8 protein-coding genes and 1 pseudogene are annotated in these 10,139 nt (G+C 61.2%); 3 read left to right on the forward strand and 6 right to left on the reverse strand.

Going from position 1 to position 10,139, the window contains the following annotated elements; genetic code table 11:
• Positions 1-4: 4 nt before the first annotated feature.
• Both V2S85_RS23700 and V2S85_RS23705 read right to left on the reverse strand, forming a co-directional pair.
• The gene (locus V2S85_RS23700) at positions 5-1,207 is read right to left on the reverse strand and encodes an ATP-binding protein (protein WP_330705267.1); all 1,203 of its coding nucleotides are present in this window, start codon (positions 1,205-1,207) and stop codon (positions 5-7) included.
• Positions 1,204-2,823, reverse strand: coding sequence for an ATP-binding protein (locus V2S85_RS23705; RefSeq protein WP_330705268.1), 1,620 nt, complete (start codon positions 2,821-2,823; stop codon positions 1,204-1,206). Before V2S85_RS23705 ends, V2S85_RS23700 begins: the two co-directional genes overlap by 4 nt.
• 278 nt (positions 2,824-3,101) lie before the next feature.
• Here V2S85_RS23705 and V2S85_RS23710 point away from each other — a divergent pair, with 278 nt between their 5' ends.
• On the forward strand, positions 3,102-3,266 hold the full coding sequence (locus tag V2S85_RS23710) for a hypothetical protein (protein ID WP_330705269.1): 165 nt from the start codon (positions 3,102-3,104) through the stop codon (positions 3,264-3,266).
• A gap of 92 nt (positions 3,267-3,358) precedes the next feature.
• Here V2S85_RS23710 and V2S85_RS23715 read toward each other — a convergent pair whose 3' ends face one another.
• From V2S85_RS23715 to V2S85_RS23725, 3 genes are all read right to left on the reverse strand, one after another.
• Positions 3,359-4,441 carry a hypothetical protein gene (locus V2S85_RS23715; protein WP_330705270.1) on the reverse strand — a complete coding sequence of 361 codons (1,083 nt, stop codon included), beginning with the start codon at positions 4,439-4,441 and terminating at the stop codon, positions 3,359-3,361.
• A gap of 16 nt (positions 4,442-4,457) precedes the next feature.
• On the reverse strand, positions 4,458-4,919 hold the full coding sequence (locus V2S85_RS23720; protein WP_330705271.1) for a hypothetical protein: 462 nt from the start codon (positions 4,917-4,919) through the stop codon (positions 4,458-4,460).
• Positions 4,920-5,748: 829 nt separating this feature from the next.
• The gene (locus tag V2S85_RS23725) at positions 5,749-6,441 is read right to left on the reverse strand and encodes a Crp/Fnr family transcriptional regulator (RefSeq protein ID WP_330705272.1); all 693 of its coding nucleotides are present in this window, start codon (positions 6,439-6,441) and stop codon (positions 5,749-5,751) included.
• Between the two features lie 178 nt (positions 6,442-6,619).
• On the opposite strand from V2S85_RS23725, the gene V2S85_RS27305 reads away from it, so the two are divergent.
• Together V2S85_RS27305 and V2S85_RS23730 are read left to right on the forward strand one after the other, a co-directional pair.
• Positions 6,620-6,991, forward strand: coding sequence for an NUDIX domain-containing protein (locus V2S85_RS27305; protein WP_419198232.1), 372 nt, complete (start codon positions 6,620-6,622; stop codon positions 6,989-6,991).
• Positions 6,992-7,055: 64 nt separating this feature from the next.
• Positions 7,056-9,641 carry a PAS domain-containing protein gene (locus V2S85_RS23730; protein WP_330705273.1) on the forward strand — a complete coding sequence of 862 codons (2,586 nt, stop codon included), beginning with the start codon at positions 7,056-7,058 and terminating at the stop codon, positions 9,639-9,641.
• Between the two features lie 70 nt (positions 9,642-9,711).
• Here V2S85_RS23730 and V2S85_RS23735 read toward each other — a convergent pair.
• Positions 9,712-9,888: pseudogene (locus tag V2S85_RS23735) on the reverse strand (FAD-dependent oxidoreductase); the annotation flags it as partial.
• Between the last annotated feature and the right edge of the window lie 251 nt (positions 9,889-10,139).

Genomic DNA, 10,139 nt, shown 5'->3' on the forward strand with positions numbered 1-10,139 from the left:
TCTTTCAGGCCAGGCCGACGACTGGAGTGTCGACGACGCGCAGGCGCAACCGGGCCGACAGGCGCGCGATACGCGTATCGCCGCGCGGCATGGTGTCCGAGGCGCCGATCGCGGCGAGCAGATCGAGACCGGCATCGATGTCATTGGCGGGCAGCGCGAGATGGCGCGCAAGATCATCGGCCGTAGTGGCGTTGGGCGCGATGCTGCCCAGCGCCCCGACGATGCGCGCGGCGGCGGGCGCGGCAGGATCGAGCAGGAAAGCATCGAGCGCGCGTTGGCCACGCATGGCGGCATGGGTGTTCCTGCTCGGCGCCACCTCGCGCAAGGTGTCGAGGTCGAGGAGCGTGCGGCTCTCGTCCGGGTCGAGGTCGGCCGCGGCGACCAGATCGGGTGTACGGCCGATATGCGGTGTAATCGTCGTGTCGATTTTCGCCAGTACGGGCAGCGCCGAAAGCGCGGGACCGAAGGCGAAAAATTCTCCCGGCGGCAACTGCCGGAGCAGCGCCGCCTGATCGCCACCGAAGCCGAGCAGGTCGGCGGCGCGCGCGACATCGCGATCGAAGACGTTGAGACCGATCAGGTGGTTGTGCAATTCGGAGACCACCGAACTGGCGAGCTTGGCGAGACGCTGCGTAGCGATGATCGTGCCGATCCCGCGCTTGCGCCCCCGAGCGCACATGTCGGTGAGCGTGGCGACGCCAAGGCGACGTGTTTCGGCATCGCGGGCCGAGGCCGCCATATGCGGCGCAAGCAGATGCGCTTCATCGATGCAGACCAGCACCGTGTGGGCCCAATGCTCGCGCGGCGCCGAGAGCAGCCCTGCGAAGAAGGCGGCGGCCTTCTCGATGCGTTGGTCGGGTTCCAGATCGGTGAGATCGAGGTGCAGGGCAATACGGTGCTGGCGGGTGCGCAGCGCCAGTGCGGTAAGACCGTCATTGGCATAATCACGCGCGACGACGGTGGTGGCGCCGATATGCGCGGCAAGGTTGGCGAACTCGCCTTCCGGATCGACGATGATTGTCGTCAGATAATCGAAGGCCTCCTCGATGATCCGGCGCAGCGTCTGGCTCTTGCCCGCGCCCGACGATCCCTGGATCAGGCAGCGGCCTGACATCAGTTTGCCGAGATCCAGTTCCAGCGTGCCGGTCGAACAGTGACCGAGCGGAACTTTCGCATCGCGGGTGAAGTCATGAGTGGCGATCGTCATGGGCGTGCTCCTTCCGTCGGCATCGTGTCCGGACGCCGGATCTGCTGCTCAGGGGACGGGTTCGGGCGGCGGCTCATCAGTCCGGCATGAAATCGGCGGTGATGCCGGCGCGATCCGCGTGGATGACAATCCGGCGATCCTTCGGGATCAGACAGGCGAGATGATGGCGCGCCTCTATCAGGATGGCCTCGAGGGTGGCGGCGTCCTCCCCCAGAAGAACGCCGGTCGCCACCTGCCGGGCTTCGCGCGAAGGCGCGGGACTGGGTCTCCCAGCTATCGGCGTCGGCATCGTCGGGCGCAGAGAACAGCGACGCGTGGATCATGCGTCCCACGCGATCCGGGTCGATACCGCCGCCGCGGGTCACAAGGACGACGGCCTCCTCGATATCCCAACTGCCAGTGGGACAGACCAGGGCCGGGATTTCAATGGAATGGACGTATCGCGGCGCATCCTCATGGCAGGTCTCGGCAATCTCCAGGTCGGAAACGATCCTGTCGACGAAACCTGAAGCGAAGCTGCATGGAAGGCGATCGTCTTCACCATAAGGATATTCGATGCCCTCCCGGTAAATCCGGAAGGAAACATAGAGGATGATCGGTAGAGCGTCGTACCAGTCATAGCCGTCGAGCCAGCGTTCCTCCTCCACCAGCACGAAATCCTGAAGCGGCGGCTGATGGTGGGCGAGTGCCAGCGCCTGCGCGATCTCGGAGCGCAGCGAGGGGACAACCATCAATGCGCCCCCAGAGGCAGTCTCAGGGGCAGTCGTTCCGTCGGCGGGCTTGTCATGTTCATCGTCGGACGATGGATGCCAGATCGAGAGCCCTGGCCGTACCGCGGGCAGCGTCACACCGAGTCCTCGAGCCCGCAGCCATAAGGCGAAGGGCAGGCGATGCTCCTCCTGGGCAGCGATGGCCGTGTATAGGGCCCGTTCCATGGCGATGCGCAGCGCCTTCATCGCCTCGTTCGTGATCACCGCGTTGCGGGCCGGCAGGGCGAGGCGAATTTCAGGCGCGTCGATCACATCGATGCGAACGGACCAGTGGCAGTCCTGCCTCTTCAACTCGAATATATTGGGAAGAGAACACGGGACGGCCAAACCATGGAAGTTGATGCAGGGGCCATCTTGCCGAACCGAATTGCCTTTATAGACGCCGATACGGCAACCGCAGGCCTCTTCGATCAGCAGCGCATCCTTGAGAAAATCCTTGCGGGGCAGCAACGCACCGTCCAGCATCACCGGCAAGGGATAGTAACGAGCAGCCTCAGCAATGGCCGAACAGATGCCCATCTTCCAGTCGCCGGATATCTCGATGCGGACCATCGTTCCCCAGCCGAGGTCGCACGGCTCGGGTTCGAGCGCCCTGTCGCCACTCCAGGCTTCAGCGGGAATCCGGACCTTCCAGCCGTGTCCCATCGCGGGCGAGAAGGCGTGGATCTCGATGGCATGACCGGCAAGGCTGAACAGGCCGATGCCGGCCAGAGCCTCACGCCGCATGATATCGTCGCCCCAACCGGATAAACCGAAGGTCAGGAGCGCAGCGGGATTGTCGATGCCGCAGCCGTCATCGTGGATATCGAGAAAGGCGCGGCCGTCTTCCTCGACAAGGTTGATCATGACGTGCTGCGCGTCGGCCCGGCGGCAATTCTGCAGGATTTCGTGAATCGCATCGAGCGCGCTTCCCGCGACAAGGCGGGACGCGCAGCGAACGGCGTCCTGGCTGCGGCGATCTCGATCGTGGCGGGAAGAGGCATGATCATCTCCTGTCTCGGCGACGGACCATCCGGCCGTCTCCCCTACGCTGCCCCCTTCCCTTTCGTCCCGGCTTGGCGGTCTGCCGACGCAAAGCGCCAAGACAGTTGTCGTCGCGGTGAGCGTCCTGCAAAGAGGAGGCGATGAGCAACTCAAACGATGTAAAACTGCGGGACCTCGTGCGGCGACTGCCCGACTGGATGCGCAAGGACCTGGCCTCGAGCGATGCACCCCGGCGTGAGCGCGCGGAAGATGCCCTCCATGCGATGCTGCTGCCGTTGATGGAGGCCGGGGCGGGCGCTCCATGATGGATTGAAGGCGATGGGGTTCCGAAAGGAGTCCATCTCCGGCGGGATGCCAGCCAGACTCTTCCTGGCTGGTAAGCCGTTCCTCGATGCGGTCACCAGTCGTGGACGGGGAGATCGGCGGCGCGGTCTGCATCGCAGTCGAAGAGCAGGAACTGGAAGCCCCGATCACGTCCGAACGCGATAATTTCCTGGAGATCATCCGGGATCTGCGCTCGGCGGTCATCGGGAAGCGGCCGCGTCGGTACGAACCAGCCATAGACGGAGGCGGCGATGTCGATGGGGCGGTCGCTCGGAGGCCAGCAGGCCCATTTGTCGAGAAGGCCGGCCGTCTGCACCGTCAGATGGGCTGTCGACAGCACGCAGTAGGCGCCGCTTTCGATCGAAGAGACTGAGCGGACCGCCGGGAGGGGCTCCAGGCGCAGGATCTCGGTCGAATAGCTTTCCGAAGGGTGATCGTCGAAATAGGCGGCGAGGACCTCGTCATCTGGCAGTGTATGCGGATCGCGCCTGTCGCCGATCTCCTTCCACCATTCGCGCGCATATTCCGCCATCTCCGCGACAAGAACGTCATGGTTCAGGCCTGCGTAGAAATTGATGCCATGACGGTGCTCGATGATGCCCAGATGCATATCGATCGGCCAGGGCAGCGCACAAACCCTGAGCCCGCTTTCGCTGGCGCCGATCACCCCGGTCAATGTGGCGCGTGCGGCGGCATCGAGGCTGTCCGGCCTCGCCAGGGCGACGCGCACGCGGGCCAGCAGGACGACATGTTCGTGCCGAGTGATTTGTGGCCCCGCTGGCCCGGGCGACTTCGCCCCCGCTTGGGCGGCCGTAGTCACGTTGTCTGTCATGTCAGTGCCCGAACCATCTATCCGGATGGCCGGATTATCGGGGTCGGACCAGTCGATGGTGTCGATGACCCACTGCTTCACAAAGGACCAGTCGAAACAGAAGGGGCAGGTCTCCTGGTTCCTGTACCAGGCGGCATCGACCGCATCAATCCAGCCCACGACAATGATGCGCATGGCGCAGGTCCCGATCGCCTCGAACGATGTTCGGATCGCCAGCGCACGAACGAGAGCGTCGGGTTCGGCGGCCGGATGGTCGCGCAGGTCGAGAACCGCTTCCCAGAGGGAGGCGGCCGCTTCGAGATGGGAAAGTGTGTAATGTATCATGTGCATCTTTCCTGGATCAGGCGGCGCGGCGATCGGTGGACCGAGGCGGCGCCAGCTCGGCGGCGGTCAGCGTGTCGATGTGCGGGGCGATGGCATCAAAAGCGGCATTGAGATCGATCGCCGCGACGCGGTGGGACGCGCTTCCCGGGTCATGGTCGAGCCGAAGCGCGATCGGCGCCAACCAGGTGGTCATCTCGGGAAACACCGACTGCAACAGAAGTGCTTCGATGCGCCGCGCCGCGAGGCCGAGCTGGGCGGCAAGACCGAAGGAGATGGCCATATCCCGTTCGAACCAACGATGGGGCGCAATCGTGTCGGCAATGCGCGTGCACGCCGATCGGATCATCGCGATCTGAACATGCAGGATCGCAACACGGTGGCGCCGGTCGGGATCGACGCTTTCCACAGGGACCAGCGCGCGATAGGAATAGAGAGGCGCGCACCCAGCGATGCGGGTGCGGGAAACGATGACATCCATGGGATAATCTCCTGTGGCACGGAAGAGGCAGTCGATCGCCCCGGGTCCGTCGCCCCAGCCCTCCTCCCCTCTCCGCTCCCTGCTCTCCGGCCCGCGTACATGCGCCACGATACGCGTGGGAAATCGGCGGCTATGTCAGGGGAGGCGTAAGTCGCCGGCAGGTTAAGCACGCATCAATCAGCCTGCTACGGAGCTATTCGCCGCATTGTCGTAGAGCGGCTATCGGCGCGCTGCCAGGCGCCTGCGATCCAGATGGCCTCTGTGCATTATTCGAAAACTCACGGTAACATCAGCGATACGAGGACGGTTAAGTCGGCCGGTCTGCAGTCGCGGTCGACTCGGACGCTCCACAGAGCGCCCGGTTTGCGCCCATCCAAGCCGTTTAATCGGGAGTTTAGCGCGTCCATGAACGGTCAGTCCGCTTATGACGGGGGCTGGGCAAAACTGTCACGCACGCCGTTCTCGAAGAATGGCAGGATACGACAGGACTCGCCTTTCGCCGCGCAGAGCAAGAACGCCTGCAGCAAACGCCCCAGCTATGGTAGCGGCCCGCGAGACCATCATGACCCCAAACGATCGAAGGCCTCTGCGTTTTCCTGGCTTCGGGATGACCGCACGCGAGATCGCTTCAACGATAGACGTTTCGGTCGCGCCACTCCATCGTCGTTTACCAGACCCGGTACAAGTCCCCATCGCGCAGACAAAATAGTGGAGGTTTTGATAATAGGGAGTGAGTAGCGGGCCGTAAATACAATCTTTGGTCAAGCGACGACTACATTCATTAACGCGGCGATAGCAGGGCGCTATTTTAAAAATTATGATATAAGCATTATAAATCAAAGCCGCCCAGCGATTTTAGCTCTTCTTGATTGTGACTGAAGATTCTTCTTTGATGCGCACTAACGATTTGCAATTCACGCAATTTTTTAAAGACGCGATTTACATGGACAGCAGTAAGACCTGTGGCATCTCCAATCTCCTCCTGAATGAGGGGAAATTCCATACTGTGATCATCAGTAAGGCCGATAACACCGGCGCGGACATGCAATTCGGCGAGCAAATGGCTTACAGCTTCTAGAGCTTCGCATCGTCCACTTTTGACGAGCCACCGCCGCATGATCGCTTCATCGATCAAAGCGCTGCGCCCTATCGCCCGAGCAAGGGAGGGATGGGAAACTGAGATTTCTGGAATCCTCTGGGGTTCTACACAGGCGATCTCGCAGTCGGTCCGGGCGAAGATGCTATGGTCCATTCTTCCCAGAATGCTCCCATGATAGTCGCAGACGTCTCCAGCGAGGAGTATGGCCGTAATACGCCGCTTCCCATTGCCAAGGATGTTATAGCGAGCAGCCCAGCCCGTCAGAATGATATGAATGCGCTCGGGGCAAGCGCCCTGCGAAATAATGTCGGCCCGGCGTGGAACGCGGCGTGTGTATTCACACAGGCCTGGCACCGCCTGCTGATCAGTAGCCGTGAGTTTCCAAGTCCTAGACCATTTTCGTATCAAGGCCTCGTGGAGCATAAAAAACGTCCTTCCACCGACATGCTTGAAAGCGCAATTATCGGGAGGGGGCAAGGCGTGCGTTCCGTGGGTAAATAACTTCCCGGCTGCCTCAGCAGAGCCGGCATAAGGCGGAATATGAGACAGATAGCAGCACTCCCCTATCGACAGGATTCCGCCGGTCAGGTGCAGGTGCTGCTTGTTACCTCCCGAAAGCGAAAGCGCTGGCTGCCGGCCCAAGGGTAACCTCATGCCCGGACTGCCCCCGCATGAGGCCGCGGCCCGGGAAGCTTACGAGGAGGCGGGCGTAGTTGGTGTTGTTAGCGAGGCTGCCATCGGGCGCTATCATGCGCGCAAGATCGACGATCGGGGTCGATCTCGGAGGTTGGAAATCACCCTCTATTCTCTCGCGTTCGAGCGACAGGCGGAAACCTGGCCTGAAAAGGGAGAGAGACAAGTCCAATGGTTCAGCCCGAGTGAGGCTGCCGCCATCGTGATAGAACCAGCCCTCGCCAAGCTGATAGTTGAGTGGAGCGAGACAATTCGGCGCAGCCCCACCTCACCAGCCTGAAGGCCGGCCGACCGCTTCGCAGGTTTTCAGTGCGATCCGCGTTCGAGGATGATAGTCACTCAGCATGAGCTTAAATTCGACAGAAATCCCAGGCAATTCAGCGGCCGAAGTCTGGTCCGAGGCTGATCGCGTGGCTTCACTCGAAAGCTATGGAATCCTCGATACCCCGCAGGAAGCCGACTTCGACGATATCGCCAAGCTAGCCGCGGAAACGTTCGCAGCGCCGATCGCCGTCGTCAATTTGGTGGCGAGTGATCGCCAGTGGTTCAAGGCAGAAGTTGGCATAGGCGTGCGCGAACTGCCTCTCGATGTATCGATCTGCGCCCATGCCATTTTACTAGACGATTTTCTCCTCGTGCCCGACACGCTTGAGGATGCTCGCTTCGCCTGCAATCCTTTGGTGAAAGCGGAAGGCGGCCTGCGCTTTTACGCGGGCGCAATCTTGCGGGACAAGATCGGGTTGCCGATCGGCACGATCTGCGTGCTGGACCGTGCGCCGCGCCCTGCCGGTATCTCGGCTTACCAACGCCACGTGCTCGAGGTGCTGGCGCGGCAGGTCATGGCTCAGCTGGAGCTTCGTAAGGCCCTCCAGGCCCAAGCTTCGCGGGCTGAAGAATTGCGCGTCGAGGTCGAACAGCGTGCTCGCGTTGAGAAGGCGCTGAGGGCCATACGGGAGCGATATCGCCTCGTGAGCCGGGCGACGAACGATGCCATCTGGGACTGGGATTTCGCCACAAATCACGTCACGTGGAACCAGGCTCTGGAAGCGACGCATGGCCATAGGCTCGCCGATATCGAGCCGACAGGAGAGTGGTGGATCGAGCATATCCATCCTGACGACCGAGATCGTGTTCACCACAGCATTCATGCTGCAATCGATGGTGATGCTGAAAGCTGGTCGGATGAGTATCGTTTTTGCCGCGTCGATGGCAGCTACGCGGCTATTCTCGACCGTGGGCAGATCATCCGTGACCCGGAAGGCAAAGCCGTCCGGATGATCGGTGCCATGCTCGATCTGACAGAGCAGCAGCGCACCCGCGCCGAACTGATGTTGAACGAGGAGCGGCTGCGGCTCGCCACGCAGGCTGCCGAGGTGGGATTCTGGGATGTGGATGTCGTGCATGACATTCTCATCTGGCCACCGATCGTCAAAGCCATGTTCGGAATTTCAGCCGATGTGCCGGTTACCATGGCGGATTATTATAACGGTCTTCACCCCGATGATCGCGAAGTGACGTTCAAGGCTTATGCTGCAGCTGCCGATCCTGCGCGACGTGCGATCTATGACGTTGAATACCGCACTATCGGGAAGGAAGATCAGCTCGAGCGTTGGGTGGCCGCAAAAGGCCGGGGCGTTTTTGGCGAAGACGGTCAATGCCTTCGGGTCATCGGCACTGCCATTGATGTCACCGAGCGCAAGCGCGCAGAGGTGCGGGTTCTGGAGTTGAACGAGCATCTGGAACGGCGCGTGGCCCAAGCGATTTCCGAACGCGAGCAAGTCGAGGAAGTGCTGCGGCAATCCCAGAAGATGGAGGCAGTCGGTCAGCTGACCGGGGGGATCGCACACGACTTCAATAACATGCTGGCTGTCATCGTTGGATCCCTGGATCTCCTGAACCGCCGCCTTGGTGCCGAGGATGCGCGGGCGAAGCGCTACGTCGACGCAGCACTGGAAGGCGCAGGACGTGCCGCCACCCTGACCCAGCGGCTCTTGGCTTTCTCACGCCAGCAGCCTCTCAATCCGGAAGTGTTGGACGCCAACAAGCTGGTACCGGGTATGTCCGAACTGCTCATCCATTCTCTGGGAGCAGATGTGCGGTTGGAAACGGTGCTCGCCGCGGGGCTGTGGCGCACCCACGCGGATCGCAACCAGCTGGAAAATGTCGTTCTCAATCTCGCCGTGAACGCGCGGGATGCGATGCCGGAGGGTGGACGGCTGACGATCGAAACGCAGAATGTGCACTTCGACGACCGCTATTCTGCCGCGCATCTTGGTGTTCCTTCGGGGCACTATGTCCTGATCGCCATTTCCGATACCGGCTGCGGAATGCCGCCCGAGATCATTGCAAAAGCCTTTGATCCCTTCTTCACGACCAAACAGGTTGGTAAAGGCACAGGGCTTGGGCTCAGTCAGGTCTATGGGTTCGTCAAACAGTCGGGCGGCCACGTCAAAATCTATTCGGAGCCAGGACAAGGAACGACTGTCAAGATCTACCTCCCACGCTTCATAGGCGACGAGATCGAAGCCGAACCGATTTCAATCGGCGACCTGCCATTGGGCGAGGAGCAGGAAGTAATCCTGGTAGTCGAGGACGAAGCGGCGGTGCGCCAATTCAGCGTCGATGCGTTGACGGAACTCGGCTATCAGGTGCTCGAAGCCGAGGGCGCTGTAGCGGCGCTTCAACTCATCGACGCGCATCCGGAAATCACGCTGCTATTCACAGACATCGTCATGCCGGATATCAACGGCCGTAAATTGGCGGACGAAGCCCAACGCCGGCGCCCCGAACTCAAGATTCTTTACACTTCTGGCTACACCCGCAACGCGGTCGTGCATAATGGCGTGATCGACCCAGGCGTGGAATTGATCGGCAAGCCTTTCACCATCGAACAGCTCGCCACCAAAGTGAGGAACGTGTTGGAATCCTGATCGTAGAGACATCTGCTTCGATGCAGCCGCCCAGGCCCGGCAATTTGCAGCGGTCCGCTGCAAGGGTGGGCTAGCGAAATAATAGGCCCCGCTCGGCGATATCATTGCGGATAGTAACGGCGGCGACCCCGGCCTCGCCCATCGCATGGCTGATCTGATCGAGACCTTTGGCAACATCTCCCGCCGCGTAAAGACCAGGAATGGAAGTGCGCTGATGAACGTCCACGATGAGACATCCATCGCTGGTAAGCGTCCGCTGAAGACCGTCCTACGGCGCAACGCTGCGCCGGGAATCCAGGCTGTGAAGCTGGCCCCAAACTGAAGCCTATTGCTTCCGTTTCTCTTCGATCTACCCATTGCAGAATGACCTGCACAACGACGCCAACTCTGGCTGTTTTCCCTCGCCGTTGGCTATGGCCGTTCGCATTTCTCACGGCGGGGCTGATGGTAACAGCGCCTTTTGCCCTGATTTTTGCAGGAATCGTGTACTTTGCGGTG

The sequence above is a fragment of the Novosphingobium resinovorum genome (genome assembly GCF_036352595.1).
In the GTDB taxonomy this organism is placed as follows: Bacteria; Pseudomonadota; Alphaproteobacteria; order Sphingomonadales; family Sphingomonadaceae; genus Novosphingobium; species Novosphingobium resinovorum_B.

Coding starts and splice junctions, on each gene's coding strand:
- V2S85_RS23700 (WP_330705267.1), bottom strand. CDS start 1,207: ATGACGATCGCCACTCATGACTTCACCCGCGATGCGAAAGTTCCGCTC.
- V2S85_RS23705 (WP_330705268.1), bottom strand. CDS start 2,823: ATGATCAACCTTGTCGAGGAAGACGGCCGCGCCTTTCTCGATATCCAC.
- V2S85_RS23710 (WP_330705269.1), top strand. CDS start 3,102: ATGAGCAACTCAAACGATGTAAAACTGCGGGACCTCGTGCGGCGACTG.
- V2S85_RS23715 (WP_330705270.1), bottom strand. CDS start 4,441: ATGATACATTACACACTTTCCCATCTCGAAGCGGCCGCCTCCCTCTGG.
- V2S85_RS23720 (WP_330705271.1), bottom strand. CDS start 4,919: ATGGATGTCATCGTTTCCCGCACCCGCATCGCTGGGTGCGCGCCTCTC.
- V2S85_RS23725 (WP_330705272.1), bottom strand. CDS start 6,441: ATGCTCCACGAGGCCTTGATACGAAAATGGTCTAGGACTTGGAAACTC.
- V2S85_RS23730 (WP_330705273.1), top strand. CDS start 7,056: ATGAGCTTAAATTCGACAGAAATCCCAGGCAATTCAGCGGCCGAAGTC.